The sequence below is a fragment of the Halopseudomonas sp. genome (assembly GCF_047631575.1).
Taxonomy (GTDB): domain Bacteria; phylum Pseudomonadota; class Gammaproteobacteria; order Pseudomonadales; family Pseudomonadaceae; genus Halopseudomonas.
The window spans coordinates 57,291-80,488 of sequence record NZ_JBLIAB010000001.1; the positions used below are offsets into that span (position 1 = coordinate 57,291).

Annotated in this window: 26 protein-coding genes and 1 tRNA gene; 9 read left to right on the plus strand and 18 right to left on the minus strand. The window is 53.7% G+C overall.

Going from position 1 to position 23,198, the window contains the following annotated elements:
• The first annotated feature begins 7 nt into the window (after window positions 1–7).
• The 4 genes from ACJAXR_RS00250 (at window position 8) to ACJAXR_RS00265 (ending at window position 3,104) form a co-directional block, all read left to right on the plus strand.
• Window positions 8–81 (plus strand) — tRNA-Gly (locus ACJAXR_RS00250).
• A 202-nt stretch (window positions 82–283) separates the two neighbouring features.
• The gene (locus ACJAXR_RS00255; RefSeq protein WP_415056248.1) at window positions 284–1,564 is read left to right on the plus strand and encodes a diguanylate cyclase; all 1,281 of its coding nucleotides are present in this window, start codon (window positions 284–286) and stop codon (window positions 1,562–1,564) included.
• Complete coding sequence (locus tag ACJAXR_RS00260) at window positions 1,551–2,396, plus strand: substrate-binding periplasmic protein (protein WP_415056249.1); 846 nt, start codon at window positions 1,551–1,553, stop codon at window positions 2,394–2,396. Before ACJAXR_RS00255 ends, ACJAXR_RS00260 begins: the two co-directional genes overlap by 14 nt.
• 18 nt (window positions 2,397–2,414) lie before the next feature.
• Window positions 2,415–3,104 carry a spermidine synthase gene (locus ACJAXR_RS00265; RefSeq protein ID WP_415056250.1) on the plus strand — a complete coding sequence of 230 codons (690 nt, stop codon included), beginning with the start codon at window positions 2,415–2,417 and terminating at the stop codon, window positions 3,102–3,104.
• A gap of 8 nt (window positions 3,105–3,112) precedes the next feature.
• Here the strand turns inward: ACJAXR_RS00265 and ACJAXR_RS00270 are convergent, their stop codons facing one another.
• Together ACJAXR_RS00270 and hemN are read right to left on the minus strand one after the other, a co-directional pair.
• Window positions 3,113–3,517: a GFA family protein gene (locus ACJAXR_RS00270; protein ID WP_415056251.1), complete on the minus strand. Its 405-nt coding sequence runs from the start codon at window positions 3,515–3,517 to the stop codon at window positions 3,113–3,115.
• 50 nt (window positions 3,518–3,567) lie between these two features.
• Window positions 3,568–4,950 carry an oxygen-independent coproporphyrinogen III oxidase gene (gene hemN, locus ACJAXR_RS00275; RefSeq protein WP_415056252.1) on the minus strand — a complete coding sequence of 461 codons (1,383 nt, stop codon included), beginning with the start codon at window positions 4,948–4,950 and terminating at the stop codon, window positions 3,568–3,570.
• Between the two features lie 343 nt (window positions 4,951–5,293).
• Between hemN and ACJAXR_RS00280 the strand changes: the two genes are divergently transcribed.
• Window positions 5,294–5,608 (plus strand): c-type cytochrome, encoded by a 315-nt coding sequence (locus ACJAXR_RS00280; RefSeq protein WP_415056253.1) that lies wholly within the window; start codon window positions 5,294–5,296, stop codon window positions 5,606–5,608.
• A gap of 67 nt (window positions 5,609–5,675) precedes the next feature.
• Here the strand turns inward: ACJAXR_RS00280 and moaA are convergent, their stop codons facing one another.
• From moaA to moaC, 4 genes are all read right to left on the minus strand, one after another.
• Complete coding sequence (gene moaA, locus ACJAXR_RS00285) at window positions 5,676–6,671, minus strand: GTP 3',8-cyclase MoaA (protein ID WP_415056254.1); 996 nt, start codon at window positions 6,669–6,671, stop codon at window positions 5,676–5,678.
• Between the two features lie 187 nt (window positions 6,672–6,858).
• A complete protein-coding gene (moaE, locus tag ACJAXR_RS00290) occupies window positions 6,859–7,335 on the minus strand; it encodes a molybdopterin synthase catalytic subunit MoaE (protein WP_415056255.1) in 477 nt (158 codons plus the stop codon).
• A 1-nt stretch (window position 7,336) separates the two neighbouring features.
• Window positions 7,337–7,585: a MoaD/ThiS family protein gene (locus ACJAXR_RS00295; RefSeq protein ID WP_415056256.1), complete on the minus strand. Its 249-nt coding sequence runs from the start codon at window positions 7,583–7,585 to the stop codon at window positions 7,337–7,339.
• The gene (gene moaC / locus ACJAXR_RS00300; RefSeq protein WP_415056257.1) at window positions 7,582–8,058 is read right to left on the minus strand and encodes a cyclic pyranopterin monophosphate synthase MoaC; all 477 of its coding nucleotides are present in this window, start codon (window positions 8,056–8,058) and stop codon (window positions 7,582–7,584) included. The genes ACJAXR_RS00295 and moaC overlap by 4 nt, the downstream gene beginning before the upstream one ends.
• 251 nt (window positions 8,059–8,309) lie before the next feature.
• Between moaC and ahpC the strand changes: the two genes are divergently transcribed.
• Entirely contained in the window at window positions 8,310–8,873 is a 564-nt protein-coding gene (gene ahpC / locus ACJAXR_RS00305) for an alkyl hydroperoxide reductase subunit C (protein ID WP_415056258.1), read from the plus strand.
• A 101-nt stretch (window positions 8,874–8,974) separates the two neighbouring features.
• The gene (ahpF, locus tag ACJAXR_RS00310) at window positions 8,975–10,570 is read left to right on the plus strand and encodes an alkyl hydroperoxide reductase subunit F (RefSeq protein ID WP_415056259.1); all 1,596 of its coding nucleotides are present in this window, start codon (window positions 8,975–8,977) and stop codon (window positions 10,568–10,570) included.
• Window positions 10,571–10,648: 78 nt separating this feature from the next.
• Here the strand turns inward: ahpF and ACJAXR_RS00315 are convergent, their stop codons facing one another.
• The 5 genes from ACJAXR_RS00315 to purU form a co-directional block, all read right to left on the minus strand.
• Window positions 10,649–12,274 carry a methyl-accepting chemotaxis protein gene (locus ACJAXR_RS00315; RefSeq protein ID WP_415056260.1) on the minus strand — a complete coding sequence of 542 codons (1,626 nt, stop codon included), beginning with the start codon at window positions 12,272–12,274 and terminating at the stop codon, window positions 10,649–10,651.
• Window positions 12,275–12,377: 103 nt separating this feature from the next.
• Complete coding sequence (locus tag ACJAXR_RS00320; RefSeq protein WP_415056261.1) at window positions 12,378–13,667, minus strand: HD-GYP domain-containing protein; 1,290 nt, start codon at window positions 13,665–13,667, stop codon at window positions 12,378–12,380.
• Window positions 13,668–13,771: 104 nt separating this feature from the next.
• Complete coding sequence (locus tag ACJAXR_RS00325; protein ID WP_415056262.1) at window positions 13,772–13,948, minus strand: hypothetical protein; 177 nt, start codon at window positions 13,946–13,948, stop codon at window positions 13,772–13,774.
• Window positions 13,945–14,361 carry a CBS domain-containing protein gene (locus ACJAXR_RS00330; RefSeq protein ID WP_415056263.1) on the minus strand — a complete coding sequence of 139 codons (417 nt, stop codon included), beginning with the start codon at window positions 14,359–14,361 and terminating at the stop codon, window positions 13,945–13,947. Before ACJAXR_RS00330 ends, ACJAXR_RS00325 begins: the two co-directional genes overlap by 4 nt.
• A gap of 52 nt (window positions 14,362–14,413) precedes the next feature.
• Complete coding sequence (gene purU / locus ACJAXR_RS00335) at window positions 14,414–15,265, minus strand: formyltetrahydrofolate deformylase (protein WP_415056264.1); 852 nt, start codon at window positions 15,263–15,265, stop codon at window positions 14,414–14,416.
• 260 nt (window positions 15,266–15,525) lie between these two features.
• Between purU and mvaT the strand changes: the two genes are divergently transcribed.
• Window positions 15,526–15,897, plus strand: a complete 372-nt coding sequence (mvaT, locus tag ACJAXR_RS00340; protein WP_415056265.1) for a histone-like nucleoid-structuring protein MvaT — start codon at window positions 15,526–15,528, stop codon at window positions 15,895–15,897.
• Window positions 15,898–15,992: 95 nt separating this feature from the next.
• Here mvaT and sbcB read toward each other — a convergent pair whose 3' ends face one another.
• From sbcB to ACJAXR_RS00360, 4 genes are all read right to left on the minus strand, one after another.
• Complete coding sequence (sbcB, locus tag ACJAXR_RS00345; protein ID WP_415056266.1) at window positions 15,993–17,441, minus strand: exodeoxyribonuclease I; 1,449 nt, start codon at window positions 17,439–17,441, stop codon at window positions 15,993–15,995.
• 50 nt (window positions 17,442–17,491) lie between these two features.
• Entirely contained in the window at window positions 17,492–17,878 is a 387-nt protein-coding gene (locus ACJAXR_RS00350; protein WP_415056267.1) for a PilZ domain-containing protein, read from the minus strand.
• A 1-nt stretch (window position 17,879) separates the two neighbouring features.
• Complete coding sequence (locus ACJAXR_RS00355; protein WP_415056268.1) at window positions 17,880–18,305, minus strand: DUF4124 domain-containing protein; 426 nt, start codon at window positions 18,303–18,305, stop codon at window positions 17,880–17,882.
• 105 nt (window positions 18,306–18,410) lie between these two features.
• Window positions 18,411–18,773: a hypothetical protein gene (locus ACJAXR_RS00360; protein ID WP_415056269.1), complete on the minus strand. Its 363-nt coding sequence runs from the start codon at window positions 18,771–18,773 to the stop codon at window positions 18,411–18,413.
• Between the two features lie 192 nt (window positions 18,774–18,965).
• Between ACJAXR_RS00360 and ACJAXR_RS00365 the strand changes: the two genes are divergently transcribed.
• On the plus strand, window positions 18,966–19,904 hold the full coding sequence (locus ACJAXR_RS00365; RefSeq protein ID WP_415056270.1) for a universal stress protein: 939 nt from the start codon (window positions 18,966–18,968) through the stop codon (window positions 19,902–19,904).
• Between the two features lie 53 nt (window positions 19,905–19,957).
• Here ACJAXR_RS00365 and ACJAXR_RS00370 read toward each other — a convergent pair whose 3' ends face one another.
• Genes ACJAXR_RS00370 through edd form a run of 3 tightly spaced genes read right to left on the minus strand, consistent with a single transcriptional unit; the run spans window position 19,958 to window position 23,149 of the window.
• The gene (locus tag ACJAXR_RS00370) at window positions 19,958–20,599 is read right to left on the minus strand and encodes a bifunctional 4-hydroxy-2-oxoglutarate aldolase/2-dehydro-3-deoxy-phosphogluconate aldolase (RefSeq protein ID WP_415056271.1); all 642 of its coding nucleotides are present in this window, start codon (window positions 20,597–20,599) and stop codon (window positions 19,958–19,960) included.
• Window positions 20,600–20,609: 10 nt separating this feature from the next.
• Window positions 20,610–21,311 carry a 6-phosphogluconolactonase gene (gene pgl, locus ACJAXR_RS00375; protein ID WP_415056272.1) on the minus strand — a complete coding sequence of 234 codons (702 nt, stop codon included), beginning with the start codon at window positions 21,309–21,311 and terminating at the stop codon, window positions 20,610–20,612.
• Between the two features lie 2 nt (window positions 21,312–21,313).
• On the minus strand, window positions 21,314–23,149 hold the full coding sequence (gene edd, locus ACJAXR_RS00380) for a phosphogluconate dehydratase (RefSeq protein WP_415056273.1): 1,836 nt from the start codon (window positions 23,147–23,149) through the stop codon (window positions 21,314–21,316).
• Between the last annotated feature and the right edge of the window lie 49 nt (window positions 23,150–23,198).

Genomic DNA, 23,198 nt, shown 5'->3' on the forward strand with positions numbered 1-23,198 from the left:
GCAGCACGCGGGTGTAGCTCAATGGCAGAGCAGAAGCTTCCCAAGCTTACGACGAGGGTTCGATTCCCTTCACCCGCTCCAATTCGATATCGCTATACGCATTGATTTTTCTGTATGGAAATACCTTCCATGCGGAGCCTTTTCTTGCGTGTGGCATTCGGGGTTCGGGGAGCGCTATTATCACTAGCAGACTTAATAGTGAATTAACAAAGTCTATATCATTAAGCATGAAGCTAATTGCAAATCAGCTCCAACATAAAGCTTATCGAGAAGAGACTTTTTAATGCTTCCACGTTTTCTGCGCTCTAACAATCTTTCCAAAAAAATGTTGCGCGTCATCTTTTCCATCTATCTGATCGTAACGTGCCTGATCACCAGCATGCAATTTCTCACCGAATACCTGAAAACAAAAAACTCAATCATCAGCGAACTAAAACAACTCGAAGAGACCATTCGCAAGCCAATCTCAACCAGCCTGTGGCAATACAATTACATTCAGTTGGACGCTTTGGTCACTGGACTGGTGCACATGACCATTATCGAGGGCATCGACATTATCGATAAGGATGCCAATACCATCGTTTCGAAGCAATCCTACACCCCAGCCTCAAAACCGTTATCACTATTCCATACGCAATATGACGCGTACTGGACCCTGCATGGGGAACGGATATTTCTTGGTTCCATTAAGCTTTACTCCTCATCGGAAGTTGTTTTGGATCGTGTGCTGTTCGGATTTTTCTTGATTGCCCTGACAGCAATTATAAAACTGTCCATTCTATTCTGGCTCTTTGTCTGGGCTTTCGATAGATATCTAGCAAGCCCCTTAAAAGAATTGATGCTCCAGGTTAACGAGGTTCAGTCAAGCCAAGCCATCACTAAGCGAATCAACCTCAAAAATACAGACAATAATGAACTCGGTCAGCTACAGGACCATATGAACACAATGCTCTCCGCCATGCAGGCGGATCGGCGACGATTGCTGGAAGATGAGCAAAGCAAACGTAACTCGCTTGAAAGTGCCGTTACAAAGCGAACAGAAGCACTACAAATTCTAAATGAAAGGCTCAAGGACCTTGCTACGCGGGACTCAATGACTGGCATATTGAACCGGGGAAGTTTTTTCGAAAGGTCTCAACATCTGCTCGTTCTATCTCAACGACAAAAGTCGACTGTATCCTTTATATTGATGGACCTAGATCATTTTAAAGTCATTAACGACACCTATGGCCATTTCGCTGGCGACAGAGTACTCATTCACTTCACGCATACTATTCAGAGTTTATTGAGACAATCTGACCTCATCGGACGAGTAGGAGGAGAAGAATTTGCACTCTTTCTTCCTGACACAACCCCTGACGACGCCTTTCAACTTGCCGAAATAATAAGAACGACTATCTGCAACGCTATCTTGAACATTGATGGCAAAACCGTTACTTACACTGTGAGCCTCGGTATTGAATCATCTCATTCCAATGACGATTCAATTGATACACTGTTCAAACGGGCAGACGCCAAACTCTATGGTGCAAAGAATAAAGGCCGTAATCGTGTTGAAAGATAAAATAATGCATCGCTCTCTATTCATTACAATTTTTTTCGCAGGAATAAGTCTGGCTAATGTCAGTTATGCCGACACATTAAAGGTATGTTACGACCAGTGGGCCCCGATGACGATATTTCCATCTGAGGAGTCTGCTGAGCGCGGCGTGGTAATAGATATGCTCGATGAAATATATACTTCTCAAAACTATGAACTGGAGTACTTCGAAGTGCCGCTGGCAAGAGGCCTGGATATGGTGGCAAATGGTCTATGCGATATGTTGCCAGAGTACATTGTTTCTAAAAGCGCAGAAAAAGACTTTGTTTATGCCAATGAAAAAACCTTCGCATACACAACAGCATTTATTGTCAGAATAGACGATCCTTGGCGCTATGACGGTATCGAATCCCTAAAGGGAAAACACGTCGCAACCGGACCTGGCTGGGATTACAGCGCAGCGAGTATTGATTATCAAAATTATATTGATGATCCAAAAAACGCCAGCCTGGTGGACGTTATCGCAGGTTACGATGATGTGGTGGAACGTATCTTTCACATGATTAGTGAAAAAAGGATCGATTTATATGCAGATAACGATCTCGTCCTGCAGCATGTTTTAAATCAGACGAATCTGCACGATACCCTCAAGGTCGTACGTCCGGGCCTGGATAGAAAGCTGATTGAGATACCTATCTTCTCAAAAATGATTCCGACAGCAAAAAGACAAGAACTTATTCGGATCTGGGATGAAGGACGGTTGTCCATGAAGGGCGAAAAGGAAAAAAAACTCTTTGAAAGGTACCAGGTAGGATTCGCAGAATCATTGTCTTGCCGGTATCCTGCCTGCCGATGAAACTGCTGCGGATAGCCCATGAAACGCTTTGTTCTGCTCGATACCACTCCCCTGCCCGATGGCGGCGCCCTGTGCCTTTTTGAGTACGGCGAAGATTTTGTCATCAAGCTGGAGGGCGGCAAAGGCGGACAGTTGATGAATACCCGTACCCACGGCTCCGAAGATGCGTTGGGCGAAATACCTTGCCGTCGTATCGCCTCGCGCTCGCACCCACGGGTCTTGATTGGCGGTTTAGGCATGGGCTTTACCCTGTCATCGGCGCTAAAAAACCTGGGCAATCAAGCCGAGGTCGTCGTCGCGGAGCTGCTGCCGGGCGTCATCGAATGGAATCGTGGACCGTTGGGAGTCAAGGCGGGTAATCCCCTACTGGATCCACGTACACAGATAATCTGTGCCGATGTTGCCGAGTTACTTAAGAAAGAGCCCGGCAGCTTCGATGCAATTATGCTGGATATCGATAATGGCCCCGAAGGTCTGACCCAGTCCGCCAATAGCTGGCTCTACAGTGTCGTAGGTCTGGGTGCCTGCGCTCGGGCACTGCGCAAGGGCGGTATTCTGGCCGTATGGTCAGCCAGCGCTGATCAGCGCTTCAGTAACGACCTGCGCAAAGCCGGCTTTGATGCCGAGGAAGTGAAGGTATATGCCCACGGCAACCGCGGCACCAAACACACGATCTGGATAGCCCAGTTGGCATCCGGATTGCGCTGAACTGGGCGTCAGCCTGGGTAGCCCGGCGGCCATTCTTCACAGCGTGGTAGGTCTTCACCATAGCTTAGCCAGGGCACTTCATGACTGGTCCAGATATGCGCCGAGGGACGCACGCCGGGATCATCATCCAATGTAGCCAGACGCAGGACCATGTACGGCACGCCAACTTTCTCCGCCACCAATTGGGAGCCGCACCGGCTGCAAAAATGCCGTACCTTACCTGGGGAAGACTCGTAATGGGCAAGCAAGGCCTCGCCCTGAACCCAGCGAAAGTGCTCTTTCTTGACGCCGCAGCCCGTATTGAACGCGGCAGCATGTGCCTTGCGACAGGTATGGCAGGAGCAGTGACGTACAGGGGTATCGAGGCTATCAACCTGATAGACGATGGCACTGCATAGACAACTTCCTTGCATGGTTCAGGCCTCTTTTATTCTTTGAAGCCTGAAGCATAGCAGCTGTCCGATCAGATGATCCGTGAATAACGCTGATGATTATCCGTTGCCTGGTAGGCGTCAAATACCATACATATAGACCTGACCAGCAATCTGCCGACCGGCATTATCCGGATACTGCGGTCAGTGAGCTGGATCAATCCGTCACTCCGCATCTGGTTGAGCACTGGCAGGCTTGCGGCAAAATAATCATGGAAAACAATACCAAATCGCTTTTCAATGTCGGCGAAGTCCAGTGTAAAGTGACATATCAGCTGCCCGATGATCGCGCGTCTCAGGCGATCGTCAGCATGGCATTTCAGGCCCCGCCGGGTGGCTAGTTTGTTACCGTCGAGGCTGTGCTGATAGACCTTGATATCACTGCTGTTCTGACTGAACAGATCGCCAATTTGACTGATGGACGACACGCCCAGCCCAATCAGGTCGCAGTGGCCATGGGTGGTATATCCCTGAAAGTTACGCTGTAGATCGGCATTTTCCTGCGCATTACTCAAGCTGTCATCGGGTAGCGCAAAATGGTCCATACCAATGTAGCGATAGCCCGCCTTGACCAGCTGGTTGATGGTATTTTCCAGCATGCTCAGCTTGTCCTGCGGACTTGGCAGGTCCGCCACCTGTATGCGTCGCTGCGGCAGAAAGCGCTCAGGCAGATGGGCGTAATTGAATACCGACAACCGATCCGGCTTTAGTGCAATGATCGCATCTAATGTCTTGGCGAAACTGACCGGTGTTTGTTTGGGCAGGCCGTAAATGAGATCAATATTGATCGATCGGTATTGCAGGGCTCTAGCTGCATCCATAACAGCCTGGGTTTGCTCCAGCGTCTGCAGGCGATTCACTGCGCGCTGCACCTCGGGTTCCAGATCCTGAACCCCGAAACTCACCCGGTTGAAGCCGATCTCTCGCAGCAGCCCCATGGTCGACCAGTCGGCTTCACGGGGATCAATTTCAATACTGTAATCGCCAAGATCATCCTCGCGCAGACTGAAATGCGCACGTAATGTGTTCATTAATGCACGTAACTGATCGTGGGCCAGAAAGGTCGGCGTACCACCACCAAAATGCAGTTGCTGAATCTGCTGATTGTCTCCGACGTGCTGGCTAACAAGCTCTATTTCACGAAACAGACTTTGCAGATAGGGTTCGGCGCGACTACGATCCTTGGTGATCACTTTATTGCAGGCACAGTAGTAACAAATATTGGCGCAGAACGGGATGTGCACGTAAAGCGACAGCGGCCGCTCTTCCTGGCGACTGATGTCGAGCGCGCTAAGCAGGTCAGAAGGTTCCACACCATCGTGAAACTGGACTGCGGTCGGGTAAGATGTATAACGCGGACCGGGATTGTCGTAACGACGTATCAGCTCCGCGTTCCAGCAGATGGGGTTGAACATGAGCACGCTCCGCAGTTGAATCTTCAATGCCATGCAGGCTAAACCCAGTTTGCTGAATCCACTTTGATACAGGTCAATTTTTGATCAACTCGAAGATCAGACCCCTTACGAACACCATATGAAGTAGTCTCCAAGGATACTGTGGTCTATCGAGTCCAAGCTGGGCGTTCAACGCAAAGTAGATTATCTGATGACATGCACGGATTTGGCTGGCACCCACCTAACCGCAATTCGGGTTGTGGCTACCCAGACACGAATTGCGAACAATTTGACCTTTCCAAATACGAAATTAATGGTATTACTGTACTCGATAAACCCGGTAAGTAACTGATGAGGTATTTCTATGTTAAAATTTCTATTTGCATCTGCCGTCCTGACTCTAGCCATGACTGGTATGGCTCAGGCTGCTGGTGATGCTGCGGCCGGCGCGGGCAAGGCAACGGTATGCTCGGCATGCCATGGCAAGGATGGCATTGCCCTGGTGCCGATTTATCCCAATCTGAGAGGACAAAACGCGGCGTATCTTGAGGGAGCACTGAAAGCCTACCGTGGCGGACAGCGCGCTGGTGGCAATGCTGCCATCATGTCGCCTATGGCAATGAACCTGAGCGACGCAGACATAGCCGATCTAGCTGCCTACTACAGCTCACTCAAGTAACAGGCACAACGCACAGACCCACTAATCTGTGCACACCACCGCAAACGCGGTGGTGTTTTTTATCCTGTTATCCCCCCGTCGCATTCATGAAACGCACGATCTGGACCTCACCATCAGATGAGAAGTCGTGGTGTGCGGGTTTACTTTGAAGAGACTTGCGCAACGCCACCAGCAGTGGCGCGTCAATGGTTGGATGACGGCGCACCAGAGCACGCATATCAATGGAATTCTCCTGCCCCAGACATAACAGCAATCGCCCTTCAGCGGTCATGCGAACCCGGTTGCAGCTCGCGCAGAAGTTGTGTGAATGCGGGGATATAAAACCGATACGACTCTCGTGATATCCATCAACCCGAACATAGCGCGCTGGACCACCGGAACTTTCAGCGCTGTCCAGCAACTGATAGCACTGACTGATCACCTCGCGCACTTCGGCGCTGGAACAGAAGGACTCACCCCGTGAGCGGCCGACGTTACCCAAGGGCATCTCCTCGATGAAGGTGATATCCAGGTCACGCTGCAGCGCATAATCCACCAGCGCCGGCACTTCATCCCTGTTGCGCCCCTTCATCACTACTACATTGAGCTTGATACGTTCAAAGCCGGCTTCACACGCCGCATCGATCCCGTCGAGCACCTGTTGCAGTTCACCTGTTCTGGTGATGGCCTTGAATTTAGCCGGGTCAAGACTGTCGAGACTGATATTCAGACGCTTGACGCCGGCGTCTGCCAGCGGACGTGCCAGCTTGACGAGTTGCGAGCCGTTGGTGGTCATCACCAGTTCACGCAGGCCGTGCAAAGCGCTGATGCCTTCGCACAGTTCAACGATGCCGCGGCGAACCAGCGGCTCGCCGCCAGTAAGTCGTATCTTCTTGACCCCCTGACTCACAAACAAAGCCGCCAAACGCTGGATTTCTTCCAACGTCAGCACTTGCTGGCGAGGCAGAAATATCATGTCTTCGGCCATACAATAAACGCAGCGAAAGTCGCAACGATCAGTCACCGACACACGCAGGTAATCTATCCGTCGACCCAGACCGTCTATCAGTTGTGTGTCGGCCATGGCCTTTTCTCCTATTGCAGCAGCGGAGATCCGCCTCCGCGCATGACGACCCCCTCGATACCCGTTTCAGCTATCAGAGTCCCGACGCACTGTACCACGGCCTTTTACCAAACTTGCTCAGACAATATGGCCCTGCGAGGGCCAAGTTAAAGTACCGAATCTACTGAAAGTGACTTGATCGGTCCAACTAACCTCCCTGGCCTCGGCCGGGCACGCCCTGCCATTTGTCCAGCTCTGCGCTATCCTGATTTCGCGCATCAACCCACCGGGGACCGGACCCGGTGTCTTCCTTCTTCCAGAACGGCGCACGGGTTTTCAGATAGTCGATAATGAAATGACTCGCTTCGAATGCAGCAGCCCGGTGGGCAGAGCTGACACCTACAAAGACGATCGGCTCGCCAGGCTCCAGTCGGCCCACCCGATGCAACACGTCGATGCCAAGCAGAAGCCAACGCTCGTTGGCTTCGTCAACGATGAGCTGCAAGGCCTTCTCAGTCATCCCTGGGTAGTGCTCCAGCAGCATGCCTGCCACTTCCTCCCCATCATTGAAATCGCGCACATAACCGACAAAGCTGACCACCGCACCGACGCCCGTTTGCGCTCCGTGCAAACGGTTGAGCATGGCACCGGGATCAAAGGTTTCGGTCTGTACCCGGATGCTCACATCAGCCTCCGGTAACCGGTGGGAAAAAAGCTATCTCGTCACCATCGTTCAGGGGGGTCTCGAGGCTGCACATTTCCTGATTGCGCGCGCACATCAGCCGCGGCTCGGCAAGCACCCCCCAGCTGCTGCTGCGCGCTAGCAGCCGGTCACGCAAATCAGCAACAGTCTGCAGGTCGTTATCCCAGGGGATTTGCTCGTGATCGGTATCCAACAGTTCCCGGTAGCGGGCGAAGAGTTGCAAGGTAATCACGGGAGATCTCCGGCTTGATAGTGACCGCTCTTACCCCCGGTCTTTTCCAGCAGCCGGGTCGATTCGATCACCATGCCCTTATCGACCGCTTTGCACATGTCATACAGCGTCAGAGCGGCAATGCTCGCTGCGGTTAGGGCTTCCATTTCCACCCCGGTCTGTCCGGCCAGTTTGCAACGTGCACGGATCAGAACCCGATTGGGTTCCTGTGCTGTCAGCTCCACGTGAATACCGGTGAGCAGTAGCGGATGACATAACGGGATTAATTCATGGGTGCGTTTGGCCGCCATGATGCCGGCTATCCGCGCGACGGCGAACACGTCCCCCTTGGGGTGCCCGCCATTTTGGATCAATGCCAGGGTTTCCGGGCGCATGCGCATCCGCGTCTCTGCCACCGCTTCGCGAAAGGTCGCCTCCTTGGCGGTGACGTCAACCATGTTCGCCTGCCCCTGGGCATCTAGATGAGTCAGCATAAAGCGCTCCTGTGTATCGGGTTGCGCCTACTTTAACTCAGCACGAACGCCGGAGCATTACTCCCTCCGGAAGAATTCGAGGCAGCATATAACATTGAAAAATCGAGCATTCACAGCCGCGAAGCTTTGTCTTTCGCGCTATAGGCAAAAGCTATCCAAGGCTTAGCTGAAATTTATTTTTGATATACGGGGCGAAGGTCTATTATCAGCTCGTCTTCATAACCGACCGATTAATCAACTAGGAGTCAACGATGTCCGTTATCAACACTCAGATCAAACCTTTTAAGGCCCAGGCATTCAAGCAGGGCAAGTTTATCGAAGTGACTGAAGCCGATATACAGGGTAAGTGGGCGGTATTCTTTTTCTACCCCGCCGATTTCACTTTTGTCTGCCCGACCGAACTGGGCGATGTGGCCGATTATTACGATGAGTTCCAGAAGATGGGCGTCGAGATTTACTCCGTGTCCACCGACACGCATTTCACGCACAAAGCCTGGCACGATAGCTCCGAAACCATTGGCAAGATCCAATACACCATGATCGGCGATCCGACTGGCACCATCACCCGAAACTTCGACAACATGCGCGAAGAGATGGGTTTGGCCGACCGCGGTACGTTCATCATCGATCCCCAGGGCATCATTCAGGCTGTCGAAGTGACCTCCGAGGGCATCGGCCGCAACGCCGAGGACATGATGCGTAAAGTGAAGGCAGCCCAGTATGTTGCAGCCCACCCCGGCGAAGTCTGCCCGGCCAAGTGGAAAGAAGGCGAAGCCACTTTGGCTCCCTCCCTTGACCTGGTAGGCAAGATCTAAGCACCACTGAATAACCTGGCCTGTCGCGGAGTATTACTCCGGGTTGGCAGGCCAGGTTTTTTTTCGACTTGAATTTGCTATTGAAGAGGACGGACACGCTTATGTTGGATGCCAACCTGAAGAAGCAGCTGGACACGTACCTGCAGAATATTATCACCCCGATTGAGCTCAGCGTGTCTGTAGATGAAAGCCCCAAGGCCAAAGAACTCAATGAACTGGCGACCGAGATCGCCGAGATGTCACCGCATATCAGTCTCAACTGGAACGAGGCCAAACGCACACCGAGCATGAGCATTGCTCAGACAGGGGTGCCAGCGCGCATCAGTTTTGCCGGATTGCCCATGGGGCATGAGTTCACCTCTTTGGTGCTGGCACTGCTGCACAGCGGCGGCCACCCCTCCAAGACCGATCCGGTACTGCTAGAACAGATCCGTCATCTGGATGGCGAGTACCACTTTGAGACGTATATTTCGTTGTCATGCCAGAACTGCCCAGACGTTGTTCAAGCACTCAATCTGATGGCGACGCTCAATCCGAATATCACCCACGTGATGATTGACGGCGCACTGTTTCAGGAAGAAGTCGAGGAGCGCCAGATCATGGCGGTACCCTCCGTCTATTTGAATGGCAAGCCGTTCGGCCAGGGCCGCATGACTCTGCCGGAAATCATCAACAAAGTTGATACCAATGCCAGCAAACGCAAGGCTACCGAACTGACCAAGCAAGAACCCTATGAAATTCTCATTGTTGGTGGCGGTCCTGCAGGTGCAGCAGCAGCAATCTACGCTGCCCGTAAAGGCATTCGTACAGCACTGGTTGCCGAGCGCTTCGGTGGTCAGGTAATGGACACCATGGGTATTGAAAACTTCATTTCGGTGAATTACACCGAAGGCCCCAAGCTGGTATCCAGTCTGGAAGAGCACGTGAAGGAATATGATGTAGACATCTTTACTGAACAGCAGGCCACCAGCCTGACAGAAGGTGATTACGTCACTATCGGCCTGGCAAATGGTGCCACCCTGTCCGGCCGCTCGGTTATTTTGGCAACTGGTGCCCGCTGGAGAGAAATGAACGTACCCGGCGAGCAGGAATACCGTGGCAAGGGTGTGGCGTACTGTCCGCACTGTGACGGCCCTCTATTTAAAGGCAAACGCGTCGCAGTCATCGGCGGCGGTAACTCGGGTATCGAGGCAGCAATCGATCTGGCTGGCATCGTCGAGCACGTCACTGTGCTGGAGTTCGCCGATACCTTGCGCGCCGACGAGGTCCTGCTTCGCAAGGCGCGTTCGATGTCGAATATCGACATTGTAAAGAACGCACAAACAACCGAAGTACGCGGCGACGGCAACAAGGTTGCCGGTCTGACCTACACCGATCGGCAAACTCAGGAGAGCAAACAGGTTGATGTCGCAGGCATTTTTGTACAAATCGGCCTGATCCCCAATACCGAATGGCTCAAGGGTGGACCACTCAAACTGAGCAAACATGGCGAGATTGAAATCGATAATCGGGGCGCCACCTCGATAGCCAACGTCTTCGCCGCCGGTGACGTAACGACGGTGCCGTTCAAGCAGATCATCATCGCTATGGGTGCCGGTTCTACCGCAGCATTGGGGGCCTTTGATCACCTGATACGTACCCCCGCACCGGTCAGTGCCAAGGTTGAAAAAAAGCAGAAGCAGGCAGAAACAGCCTGATAGCCCCAAAGCAGTAACAAAAAAACCACACCCTCTCGAGTGTGGTTTTTTTCTACCTAGCTTTATACCTGGCAGAAATCAGATCTTGAACCGATTGACCAAATCCGTCATCTCTACGGCCAGACGCGAGAGTTCACGGCTGGAGCTGTTAGTCTGCTCGGCGCCCGCTGCTGACTGAGTCGATAGATCGCGGATATTGACCAGATTGCGATCCACTTCACGGGCGACTTGCGCCTGCTCTTCGGCCGCACTGGCAATCACCATATTGCGTTCGTTGATCTGAGAAATTGCAGCGGTAATCTGCTTCAAGGCATCGCCTGCTGCGCTGGCTTGTTGCAGGGTAGATGTCGCCATGGTGCGACTGACATTCATTGCCTCCACCGATTTCTCCGTACCCTGCTGCATGGTACCGATCATGTCTTCGATTTCCTTAGTGGACTGCTGCGTGCGGTGAGCCAGTGCTCGAACCTCATCAGCCACCACCGCAAAACCCCTACCCTGTTCACCGGCACGGGCGGCTTCGATGGCCGCGTTCAGTGCCAGGAGGTTGGTCTGCTCGGCGATCGCACGAATCACGTCCAGCACTCGACTGATATTGTGCACCTTGTGGGCCAGTTCCTGTACTTCAGTCGAGGTCGCTTCGATGGTAGAGGTCAACTTGTCGATACTGGTCACCGTTCGCACGACCTGTTGCTGGCCTTCAGTAGCAATGTCACTGGTGGTCCTGGACTGTTCCGATGTGGACACCGCATTTATTGCGACCTCATCGACCGCGGCGCTCATTTCGTTCACTGCCGTGGCTGCCTGCTGAATTTCATCGTTTTGACGCTGCAAACCGCGGGTAGCATCTTCGGTCACTGCATTCAACTCTTCGGCAGCAGAGGCTAACTGGGTCGAGGAGTTGGCAATTCCCTGAATAGTGCTGCGTAGCTGACTCTGCATTGCGCTCAACGCCCTCAACAACCGCGCAGGCTCGTCCTTGCCAGCTGTTGAGAAGTCGTGGGTGAGGTCACCAGCAGCGACTCGTTCGGTGACTTCAACTGCCTGACGAATCGGCAAAATAATACTGCGGGTCAGTAGCCAGGCAAGAAGGATAGTGAGAAGCGCTGCAACGGCAATACAGGTGATAACCGTTTGCAGTCCGCTGACGTAGCTGACACGGGACTCCTCTTGAGCATCGGCGATGCCATCCCGATTCGCAGCTCCGAGATCCTGCAAACCCAGAACCATAGCATCAGCCAACGGATTGAGCCGGCTATTAACCAATACCGAGGCCTCATCAATCTGACCGCTCAGAGCCAACTGAGCCACCTGTGATTGAACCTCCATATACTGCTGACGAGCGGTCAGATAAACCTCAAAGGTGGTGCGCTTGTTAGACGTAGCCATTAAGTCGGTAAAATTGGATTCAGCTTTTTTCAGTCCATCCAATAGGGCGGCGATCTGGCTAGCGAGTGCCTGGCGAGCCGCAACAGTGTCTTCGAGAAGCATCCGCAGAGTAAAAATACGAATACGCAACAGATCCTGACCAAACAATGAAACAGCCTGAGTACTAGGTATCCAGACCGTCTCCACGCTCTTGGCCTGGTCGCGCATATCACCCATTTCACGCATCGAAAGCGTGCCCAGAAGCACCACTAACAAAGCGATCAGCGCAAACCCACCCGCCAGCCTTGCAGCGATTGAGACATTTCTTAGATTCATGCAGATGCATCCTGTTGTGTGGAGTGCGCTGGAGGCCAGCGTCTAGAAGGTCTAACGGCAGAGCGGAGGAAATCTTGATTGTAGCTAAGAAAATAATTCCAAATCAGCCAGCGATTCCAAGGTCTGTCCAGAGTCGATCCAGCCCTGTAAGACCCCAGGACTCGGGCTCCTCACGACTAGTGATTACATCGGAGTCACTGATTGACAGATCCAGGGTTTCCAGCGGCAACCACTGGCGCATGTCAATGCTATAAAACACCCGTAGCCGTGGCTTGAGCAATGCACCGACGTTCTGTTCGATGACCAGAGCCAGCCTATTGGATGCCAGGCGAACCAGCGAACCAACCGGATAAATACCCAAAGTACGCACGAACAACTGAAAAAGACCGGGATCGAAATGACCTTCCCACTTTGCCATTCGGCTCAGCGATATCGAGGGGTCCCAGCCACTATGGTATGGACGGTTGGACGTAACCGCGTCATAGACATCACATATCGCGGCCATGCGTGCCAAGAGGCTATTTTGCTCACCAACCAGATTACCCGGATAACCCGAACCATCCATGCGCTCATGATGATGCAAGCATGCATCTAGGACCTCAGCGGGCATATCAGCAAAGGCAGACAGCAGATCAGCACCGGCCTGCGGATGACCACGCATGACTTCAAACTCGGCGGCCGTTAGCTTGCCCGGCTTGTTGAGTATGTGGTCAGGCATCGCCACTTTACCCAGGTCGTGGAGCAGGCCTGCCATGCCAGCTACCCTGATAGTCTCCTCGTCACATCCATAACTGCGCGCCAGCCCCAGCATCAGGGCCGCCACGGCTAGCGAATGCAAATAGGTATACTCGTCGCGGCGTTTTATTCGCAACAGACTCAACAATGCGTGGGCATTACGCATCAGGGAATCGGACATTTCAGAGACCAACAGCTGCAGACCTGCGCTTTCAAGAGCGCGGCCCATACGCACATCCGTAAACATTTTGATTACATCACGTTTACCACGCGCAATGAGATACTGAGCCCGATCAATTTCTTCACTAAGAGAGCAATGGATATCATCAGTCGTTTGGAGGGAAAGCAACAGATCGTTATTAGTGGGGAGCGATTCGATCTGCGGTGTTTGACTGGTTAATTCCAGGTCAGATGCATGAACTGTGGAGGTATTTTCGCCGAGCATATCGAGGCTGGTCGTCTGCACATGAGTAACGTCAACACCGCGATCCAAGTCGATGATGATCTCACGAACGCCGCTCTCGCGAATTTTTCGCAGCACCTTCTCGTCAGCAATAAAAAGCTGCTTGCTCCAGAAGGGATGATTAATCCAGGACCCGCAAAATTGATGCACAAACATCCGGGTTACTGCCTTGTCGACAGAGATTTTCTTGAGCATGGTTAAAACCGAACTCCTGAACCCGTGAAGGTACTGCATCAACAACTAGCTGGCAGGACCGATAGTTCTTAACAAAAACCAAGAAACATTATATCAAAGAGCCATCAATCGGCGTCATATTCCTGCGCAAAATCGACACCCGATTGCTCGTTGAGCGCTTGAGGATCGAAACGTGCAAGGCAGCCACCTCCGATGACTGGGGGCAACCCAGCAGCAGCATGATCAAGCGGATTCTGCTGCTCAGTACTATCGTCCTCGAAGTAAGAGGCCTCTATCTTCATACTTTCGGCGCTCCGTTATCATTGAAGTGCTTGACTGCTCGCAGAATATCCCGGCGACTGATCTGGCCAACCAGCCTGCCGTCGTCTAGTACAGGAAAGCGCCGCCGACCGGATTGCACAAAACGTTCTGCAACGGAAATAATGTCAGCGTCCAGATCAATGGTTTCAACCAGGCGTGTCATCACATCGCTCACTTTGATCGAGGCTTCCTCGAAATAGGAGCCGGTCAGAGTGCCCTTAAGACAGTCACCCTCGGACAGGATACCCACCAGCCGTTTGCGCTCATCCACTACTGGAGCTCCAGAAATGCGGTGCTGAAGCAGCGTGTCGATCGCTTTGGCCAGATCCGTGTCGGGGGTCAAGCAAACCAGATCGGCCGTCATGTATTCATACACTTTCACAATCTTCAGCATAAACCCTCCTTAGTTCGCGTTAATTAAACGCCACGGTCCGGACTGACCGGCATTAGCCAAAAACGACTGTCTTGTTGTCGTGGACCAGCACCCTGTCTTCCAAGTGATAGCGCAAACCCCGTGAAAGCACCATTTTTTCCACATCTTTTCCCAGTCTAACCATGTCATCGGCATTATGTCGGTGGGTGATGCGCACCACATCCTGCTCAATGATCGGACCAGCATCGAGTTCGTCTGTGACATAGTGACAGGTTGCGCCGATCAACTTTACACCCCGCTGGGCGGCCTGATGATAAGGCCGCGCACCGACAAACGAAGGCAAGAAACTGTGATGTATGTTGATTACCCTATTCGCATATCGCTGGCATAGATCGGGAGGCAGTATCTGCATATAGCGCGCAAGGACGATGCAATCGACCTGCTGATCGTCGACCAAACTAGCAATCCGTTCAAATGCAGGTGTCTTGTTTTGACTGTCCACCGGAACATGGTAGAAAGGTATGCCATGCCATTCCACCATACTGCGTAAGTCATCATGATTGGATATGACACTGGTAATATCGCAATCCAGTTCGTCGCTATGCCAGCGGTACAATAAGTCAGCAAGACAATGGGACTCACGACTAGCCATCAATACAACTTTCTTGCGCACACCCGAGTCGCTGACATGCCAGTCCATTGCAAACTCACGCGCAATCGGCGCAAAGGCTGTGCGCAAACCGTCCAGATCGAACGGCAATGAGTCAGCCCGGATCTCATGACGCATGAAAAACCAGCCAGAGAGATTATCCGAGTGATGATTGGCTTCCGTGATCCAACCATTGTAAGTTGCCAGCACGTTGCTGACTTTCGCGACTATCCCGACCCGGTCGGGACAGGCAATGACCAAACGGTAGGTGCGCATCAGTTGACTCCCGCAGCCGACCAACAGGCCCGCCGAAAAAAGGCCTATTCTACCTTTTCCTTTGCACAATAGTAGCGTTAAAACGAAGCAGTTTTGCATCCATCAATGTTCGGAAAAAACCAAAGTTACATTAATTAACAAGCATAAAGTTTGATCGTCGATATTGCGCAATCAATACGGATCAGTCTTCGATTGTATTAACTTGGTACCTGCCCTATTATCAACCCGTTAAAATTAAACACTCACCGGAGTAGGCATTTATGTCAGCACTACAGGAATTCCGTACGCTGCAACAAACCATTCGCGAACTTACAGAGCGGATGAACTCATTGTCGAACGACACAAAACTGAAACAAGAAATCGAGTTCGAAGAGAAGTTGCGCACTTTGATGGCTGAATACAACAAGTCACTGAAAGATGTTGTCGTCATTCTTGATCCCGACAGCAAGCTGTCCAATGCCAAAACGACCAAGACTGGCGCAACCAAACGCGCTCGCAAAGTCAAGCAATACAAGAATCCGCAAACCGGTGAGATGATTGAAACCAAAGGTGGCAATCACAAGGAATTGAAGGCCTGGAAAGAAAAATACGGATCTGACACGGTCGAGTCTTGGGTTACTATTCTAGGTTGATATATCGACCTTAATAGCCGTGACCCTTACCTACATGACTTTTTCATAAAACCCCAGCCATTCCGGGGTTTTTATGTCTCGCTTGCCTCTCGCAGCTAAACCAATGGCATGCCCAGCTTGGCGGCTTGCTCCAGCACATACTTTCGCCAGCTCTGCAGTAGTTCCGCCGGGGTTCCTTGCTGCCCGACCAGCGCCTGATCAAGGGCCTGCATAAAGCTATCAATGGTAAGTGATGCGCCGGGCACCTCACCGGCCAATCGCTTTCGACAATAGTCTTGCCATTGTTCGGCCTCTACCGAGGTCAAACTTTCAGGGAAATTGCGTGCCCGATACCGTGGCAGCATGTCGACCAGCCGCTGGTCACGCAGCGGCCACTGCGTGGCGGCCAGCATCCCGCCATCGGCTTCTCTGATCATTCCCAGCAACTTGCGATCGGCGTCGCTGATAAAGCCCGCGTACAACTGTGACTCCGCATCGTCAGATGCCGCTGCGCCACTGTCTTCAGGCTGGTAGATCGTCTGCAGTTTGTGTTGCCCCTCCGCTCGCCATTGGGCAAGGCGCTCACCGTTACGAATCAGCTCGGGCATATTGAGTCCCAGCCGGTTGATATCCTGACCACGCAGGACTTTGACATCAGCCAGGAACGGACACTTGTTGATATGCACGAGCTTCAGACCCGGGCGAACTTGACCCTCAGCCATGTCTTCGCTGCGTTGATACAGGCGCTGGCGCAGATCTTCAGCGCTGAGATTAATGAGTACGTCAGGATCGCTCGCCAGATCATAGACAATCAAAGCATTGCGGTTCTGCGGATGCCAGGCCAGGGGTAGCACCAATGCGAGGCCCTGACGCTCACGCCCGAACTTACCGGAGACATGCACCAACGGTCGCATCTGTTGAAAGTCGACGAGGGCAGACACATGGTGTTTGCTGCGCATATCAAGTAAATAGTCGAAGAGTCGGGGTTGCGCAGCGCGCAACAGCCGCGCCATGGCTATGGTGGCACGGACATCGGCAAGGGCATCGTGAGCCTGACCATGATCTATACCGTTGGCTGTGGTCATGAGCTCCAGTCGTAGACTGGTATGGCCATCCTGTTGCGGCCAAACGATACCATCGGGCCTCAGCGCGTGGGCGGCTCGCAGAGCATCCAGCAAATCCCAGCGACTGTTGCCACCTTGCCACTCCCGCGCATAAGGATCATGGAAATTACGATACAACGTGAAGCGAGCCATCTCATCGTCGTAGCGCAGATTATTGTAGCCAACACTGCAGGTACCGGGCACGGCCATCTGCTCATGCAGGAGATGGATGAACTGAGCTTCAGGCAGGCCGGCCATCGCTCGCTGCGGACCTATCCCCGTAATGAGACACGCCATCGGATGAGGTAGCACATCGTCTGGCAGGCGGCAGTCAATGCACAGGGGTTCGCCGATTTCGTTAAGATCCTCGTCAGTGCGAACCCCGGCAACCTGCAACGGACGGTCTCGACGGGGGTCGATACCCGTCGCTTCGAAATCGTACCAGTAAAAGGTTTTGCTCATGCCCGGCCCCCGTAAAGATTCAAAACCGCAGGGTAACCCAATGCTGCAATTCAGGCATCAACAGGGTGGGCAAAGCTGAAATAACATCTGAGGCTGCGCGCCAGGTCGAAGAAACCCAGTCGATTATGCACAATGCTGAATCCGCTATCAAAATGACCGGAAGTTTTTTCTGGTCTGCACCAGTGGCTCAATACAGTGAAGTCCAGCTGCTCAAATTCACTGTCAACGCCGGGTAGCTTGATTTGCAATTCGTAAATACTATCAAGCATCACCGGCAGATCACTGATGAGCATCATGCCATCGCGGGATATGTTACCGAGATAACCCATGGGCCTGCCCGAATGCCGATTGAAAACCTGCAGGTAACTGGCAAGCTGCTGACGCTCTATACGTCGTTGTTCGTGTCGAGTTCCGCGATCTTGTTGCTCGTGTAGCATCTCAGCAACGCTCTCTGATCAGTGCCTGTAGCTGCATTTTCTGTTCCTCGACGCGATCGGGCTTAACCTCAACCTTTTTACCGCTGGCGTCCTCTTCATACCAGTACATGCGCTTGTCAAAACGTGCCAATTCATTGTTGAGCCGGTCACAGTTCGCTTGCAGCCGAGCTTGCTCTTCAGACTTTTGCTGCTGTTTCATAGCGCGCTCTTCGCTGCGAACCTGCTGCAGACGATGCATGTTGGCTTCGCGCTCGCGCACCTGGTCATCTCGTTCGAGTATCTGAGGACTTACTTCTACCCGCTCTGCACCCTGCCGGGGTTGCTCACCAAAATGAACCCGCCCCTGAGCATCTGTCCAGCGATAGATCTCGGCGTACGCCGATAACGATAGAAACGCGCACATGACCAATAATGTGATGATCCGCATATCTCATCCATAATAGTAGGCCGCGGCGCAGAAGGCGGCAGGAAACCGGACAATAGCTAAGCCCCCGACAATTATACAGCTCGCTGTATAGCAGAGATCAGCGCCTCAAGGGGTGAGTTTAAGCGCCGGATCGTAGTGCCCAAGCAAGCGCAACGTCTCAAGCCGCGCAACGGCACGATAACTGTATTCACTTTGCGGGTAATGTCGTTGCAGGTAACGGTAGATTTGCGCGGCATCGAGATATAAGGCCTGGCGTTCCAGACACAAACCCCGCAGCAGAGACACTTCAGGCTGATCCTGATACGCCCGGAAACGGCTGCGACGCTCGGCACTGGACAAGTGGAGCATAACCGCTCCGCAGTCATCCCGTTGATAGGCCTGATAGGCCTGGTTGATATCGGCATCATGGCCCTGGGAAGCACAACCGGCCAGCGCAGTAATCACGGTTACAAGTAGGAGTCGTTTCATATCGATGCCAAATCAAATAGATAAAGTGTTGTCGGCACCACGTCCGGTTTCTTGACCCTTTTAACCTTCTGCGGGTTTAAATTTATCTACCTCACTATTCCTTGACGTCGATCATTGTCGGTATGCGCTCTATGCTCTAATTTGAGGCTGAAGCAGCGCCAACCCTAAGATTCACAGAACAGGAGCGAGCATATGAATATCCAACACATGCTGGTCGTGATCGACCCCAACAGCGAAGATGACCAGCCTGATCTTCGTCGAGCCGAAAACCTGGTTGCGCACTTTTCGGGGGCGCGAATCACTCTGTTCCTATGCGATTACAATGCGGCTCTGGATGGGGGCATCCTGTTCGATAGCAAAGGGCTGGAGCAGGCTCGCGAATCTCTGATCGCACACCACTCCCAGCGTCTAGAAAAAATGGCCAGACCGTTGCGCCAACAGGGCGTATCTGTCGATATACAGGCCGTGTGGGGCAAGCGGCTCGACCGTCATGTCCTGCGTGCAGTCCAAGAACATAAACCCGATCTTGTACTCAAGACCACTCACCACCGCAGCGCGCTCAAACGACTGCTATTAACCAATAGCGATTGGCAGTTGATTCGCCACTGCGAAGCCCCCCTATGGCTGGTCAAGCGTGCTGACGGCGAAATGACTGACATCTGCGCCAGCGTTGACCCCCTGCACGAAGCGGACAAGCCTGCTGCGCTAGATTTAAAGCTCATTGCGATAGCACGCTCGTTATCCGAGAGTGTAAAAAGCCGTATGCACATTGCTCATTGCTATAATCCGCTGCCGCGCACCCTGGCATTCGATGCGAGTATCGTCGTCGACTATGACAGTTATGCTTCGGAGATTCGCAAGAGACACGGAGAAGCGCTGGAGACGCTAGCGAACGAAAACGACATCGCCCCCTCGTCAAGACATCTACTGACGGGGTATCCGGAAGAGGCAATTCCAGAATTTATCGAGAAGCAGGGTATTAGCTTGCTAGTGATGGGCGCCATATCGCGCTCACGCATAGACACTGCTCTGCTTGGCCATACCGCCGAACGCCTGCTGGATGACTGCCCCTGTGATGTTCTGGTCATCAAGCCCGAGGGCTTTGTCGATCCAAGCAAACCAACCGATTGAGGCCTGCCGACTCATACCCGCTCTGGAAAGCGCGTGGTTTGATCGCCACGCGGTCACATCAACGATACTGACTCCTGACTGAGACGGCGAATCGCGACCCAGTCGCGGGCGCGGATCAGCGCAGGGGGCGCCATCCAAGTGCCGCCCACGCACATGACATTAGGCAGCGCCAGATAGTCTCCCGCGCTTTCCAAGGTAATACCGCCAGTGGGACAAAATCGAACATCAGCAAAGGGACCGGAAAAGGCCTTGAGCAGCGATACACCGCCACAGGCCTGTGCTGGAAATAGCTTGAATCTGCGGTAACCCAGTTGATACCCCGAGAGCACGTCTGATGCGGTAGCAACCCCTGGCAACAGGGGTATAGCACTATTCAGACCACACTGCAGCAAGGTATCGGTACATCCAGGGGTAACCACAAACTGCGCACCCGCATCCTGCACCGCTTGAAATTGCTCTTTATTCAGCACGGTGCCTGCACCCACGCATAGCGTGGGTCGCTCCCGGCTCAGCAGTTCGATCGCCGGCACACCCAGCGCAGTGCGCAAAGTAATCTCGATCGTCTCGATACCCCCGTCGGCAAGGGCATCCGCCAGTGGCAGTACGTCACTCAGATCATCAATACTGATCACCGGCAGCAAGCAAGAGCGGGCAAATAATCTGTCCAGCACACGTGTTTTTTCAGCCAGGCTCATAGGATTTCTGTCAGCCTCCAGGGCTGTAAAATAAGTGCAACGGCGGCGCCAAAAAGGCCGCCACCGGCATCAGCGTAGTGCTCGCGGAGAACGCTTCGCACAGCGTCAGATATTTATCTTTTCCAGATATCGCCAGGACTTGCAAGCGCCCTGTGCGCAAAGCAGCGCCGGTCAGTGTCATACGCCATACTCCGTCTGGTGCACGAACCGACGCGCAGAGAATTGGACTCTGGGTATTCAAGAGTTCTTCCAGACCGTCCTGCCCGCTGAACATCGAAGCGCAATGGCCATCAGTACCCATGCCCAGCACCACTATGTCCAGTGGCAGCCATGCTGCAAGCGCCAGCGAAGCGATCTGAGCATCACTCTGCGGCGTATCGCCACGAAATAATGGTAGCCAGTTTGCGCTTGCAAGGGCCTTGGGTAAGCACCTCTGTATCAGTCCTGCGTTGCTGCCGATGTCGGCTTCGACAACCCAGCGCTCGTCGACCAGGGTAATAGCGACCCGGCTCCAGTCCAGCGCCTGTTCATCCAGGCAGCGTAAAAACGCTTCGGGGCTACGCCCACCGGATAACGCTATATATGCGCTGCCGCGCTCCCCTATGGCCTTGCGCAATTGCTCCCCGACAAACTCCGCCTGCCGGAGCGCCAGGATCTGGGGATTATCGACGGCCAGGACCGGCAGCCCCCTTTCAGCGGCGAGCTCTTGCATGTTCACTGGCCGGATACGCCATCGGATTCCTGCAAGCTGACCGTAAAGCAACTGCCACCCTGCTCAGCCGAACTGGCCGCACCACGCATGAAGGCAAATAGCTCACGTCCCCAGCCACGTCGCACCGGCTCCGCGTGCACTACCGGCTCGCGAGCCAACCAGACGCTCGGCGCAACCGCCACTTCCAGCCGACCCAGATCCGCATCCAGGCTGACCATATCGCCATCGCGCAACCGGGCCAGGGGCCCTCCGGCGGCGGCTTCAGGGCACACATGTATCGCTGCCGGCACCTTGCCGGACGCCCCCGACATGCGACCATCGGTCACCAGTGCTACTTTGAAACCGCGATCCTGTAGCAAGCCCAGGTACGGTGTCAGCTTGTGCAGCTCCGGCATTCCGTTTGCCGCCGGCCCCTGAAAACGCACCACCGCCACCAGATCACGCTCCAGCTCACCCGCCTGAAACGCATCCACCAACGCCTCTTGAGTATGAAATATGCGGCAGGGAGCGCTGACCTTGCGATGTTCACTGGCCACCGCAGACACTTTGATCACGCTACGACCCAGTCCGCCGTCGAGCAATCGCAGCCCGCCATCGGCAGAGAAAGGTTGGCGCCAGCCACGTAATATCTCCGTATCCAGACTGGTCATCGGGCCGGCTCGCCAAATGAGCTTGCCGTGCTCTAGCAACGGTTCGCGGGTGTAACGCGACAGGCCATGGCCGACAACTGTTTCAACATCCTCGTGGAGGAGCCCCGCATCCAGGAGCTGAGAGAAGAGGAATGCCGTACCGCCTGCTGCCTGAAACTGATTGATATCCGCTTTGCCGTTGGGATAGATGCGCGCCAGAGTGGGCACTAACTCGGACAAGGCGGACATGTCTTCCCAGCGAAGCTGCAGACCGGCGCACTGACCGATCGCCACAAGATGTAAAGTCAGATTGGTCGAGCCACCCGTCGCCAGCAACAGCACCAAGGCATTAATCAGCGATTTCTCGTCCAGAATCGATGCGAGACTTCCCTGCCCTTCCCTGGCCAGCAAGGCGGCCCGCTCTGCGGCGAACACGGTCAAAGAGTCACGCAGTGGTGTACCCGGATGCACGAATGAAGCGCCCGGTAATTGCAATCCCATGGCCTCAAGCAGAATCTGATTGGTATTGGCCGTGCCATAGAACGTACAGGTGCCTGGCCCATGATAGGAGCCACTTTCGACATCCAGAAGCTCTTCGCGACTGGCCGCCCCCTCGGCGAAGCGTTGTCTGACCGCCGCTTTTTCGGCGTTCGGGATGCCCGTGGTCATTGGACCAGCCGGCACGAACAGTACGGGCAGATGCCCAAAACGTAATGCGCCCATCAACAATCCTGGCACAATCTTGTCACAGACCCCCAGACATAGCGCCGCATCGAACATGTTGTGCGACAGCGCAATCGCCGTGCCCATGGCGATAACGTCCCGGCTGGCCAACGACAGCTCCATACCCGGCTCGCCCTGGGTAACACCATCGCACATGGCCGGCACCCCGCCCGCTACCTGCCCGGTCGCGCCATAGGCACGCAATGCCAGACGGATCTGTTCAGGGAACACTTCATAGGGCTGATGGGCCGAGAGCATGTCATTGTAGGCTGTGACCATCGCCACATTGACCTCGTCCATCATGCGCAAGCGATCCTTGTCGGTCGGACCACAGGCCGCCATACCATGCGCAAGATTGCCGCAGGACAGCTTGCGACGGCCGCGCGGTAATGCTGCGGCCTCGGCCATCTGGCGCAAGTAGGCCTGGCGAGTGGCGTGGCTACGCTGACGCAATCGTTCGGTTACTTCAAGCACACCCGGGTGCATGGCATCTCCCCCTGGATAAACCCTCGTAGCGCCTCTGAGCCGCCACGTC

Coding starts and splice junctions, on each gene's coding strand:
- ACJAXR_RS00255 (WP_415056248.1), top strand. CDS start 284: ATGCTTCCACGTTTTCTGCGCTCTAACAATCTTTCCAAAAAAATGTTG.
- ACJAXR_RS00265 (WP_415056250.1), top strand. CDS start 2,415: ATGAAACGCTTTGTTCTGCTCGATACCACTCCCCTGCCCGATGGCGGC.
- ACJAXR_RS00270 (WP_415056251.1), bottom strand. CDS start 3,517: ATGCAAGGAAGTTGTCTATGCAGTGCCATCGTCTATCAGGTTGATAGC.
- hemN (WP_415056252.1), bottom strand. CDS start 4,950: ATGTTCAACCCCATCTGCTGGAACGCGGAGCTGATACGTCGTTACGAC.
- ACJAXR_RS00280 (WP_415056253.1), top strand. CDS start 5,294: ATGTTAAAATTTCTATTTGCATCTGCCGTCCTGACTCTAGCCATGACT.
- moaA (WP_415056254.1), bottom strand. CDS start 6,671: ATGGCCGACACACAACTGATAGACGGTCTGGGTCGACGGATAGATTAC.
- moaC (WP_415056257.1), bottom strand. CDS start 8,058: ATGCTGACTCATCTAGATGCCCAGGGGCAGGCGAACATGGTTGACGTC.
- ahpC (WP_415056258.1), top strand. CDS start 8,310: ATGTCCGTTATCAACACTCAGATCAAACCTTTTAAGGCCCAGGCATTC.
- ahpF (WP_415056259.1), top strand. CDS start 8,975: ATGTTGGATGCCAACCTGAAGAAGCAGCTGGACACGTACCTGCAGAAT.
- ACJAXR_RS00315 (WP_415056260.1), bottom strand. CDS start 12,274: ATGAATCTAAGAAATGTCTCAATCGCTGCAAGGCTGGCGGGTGGGTTT.
- ACJAXR_RS00320 (WP_415056261.1), bottom strand. CDS start 13,667: ATGCTCAAGAAAATCTCTGTCGACAAGGCAGTAACCCGGATGTTTGTG.
- ACJAXR_RS00325 (WP_415056262.1), bottom strand. CDS start 13,948: ATGAAGATAGAGGCCTCTTACTTCGAGGACGATAGTACTGAGCAGCAG.
- ACJAXR_RS00330 (WP_415056263.1), bottom strand. CDS start 14,361: ATGCTGAAGATTGTGAAAGTGTATGAATACATGACGGCCGATCTGGTT.
- purU (WP_415056264.1), bottom strand. CDS start 15,265: ATGCGCACCTACCGTTTGGTCATTGCCTGTCCCGACCGGGTCGGGATA.
- mvaT (WP_415056265.1), top strand. CDS start 15,526: ATGTCAGCACTACAGGAATTCCGTACGCTGCAACAAACCATTCGCGAA.
- sbcB (WP_415056266.1), bottom strand. CDS start 17,441: ATGAGCAAAACCTTTTACTGGTACGATTTCGAAGCGACGGGTATCGAC.
- ACJAXR_RS00350 (WP_415056267.1), bottom strand. CDS start 17,878: ATGCTACACGAGCAACAAGATCGCGGAACTCGACACGAACAACGACGT.
- ACJAXR_RS00355 (WP_415056268.1), bottom strand. CDS start 18,305: ATGCGGATCATCACATTATTGGTCATGTGCGCGTTTCTATCGTTATCG.
- ACJAXR_RS00360 (WP_415056269.1), bottom strand. CDS start 18,773: ATGAAACGACTCCTACTTGTAACCGTGATTACTGCGCTGGCCGGTTGT.
- ACJAXR_RS00365 (WP_415056270.1), top strand. CDS start 18,966: ATGAATATCCAACACATGCTGGTCGTGATCGACCCCAACAGCGAAGAT.
- ACJAXR_RS00370 (WP_415056271.1), bottom strand. CDS start 20,599: ATGAGCCTGGCTGAAAAAACACGTGTGCTGGACAGATTATTTGCCCGC.
- pgl (WP_415056272.1), bottom strand. CDS start 21,311: ATGCAAGAGCTCGCCGCTGAAAGGGGGCTGCCGGTCCTGGCCGTCGAT.
- edd (WP_415056273.1), bottom strand. CDS start 23,149: ATGCACCCGGGTGTGCTTGAAGTAACCGAACGATTGCGTCAGCGTAGC.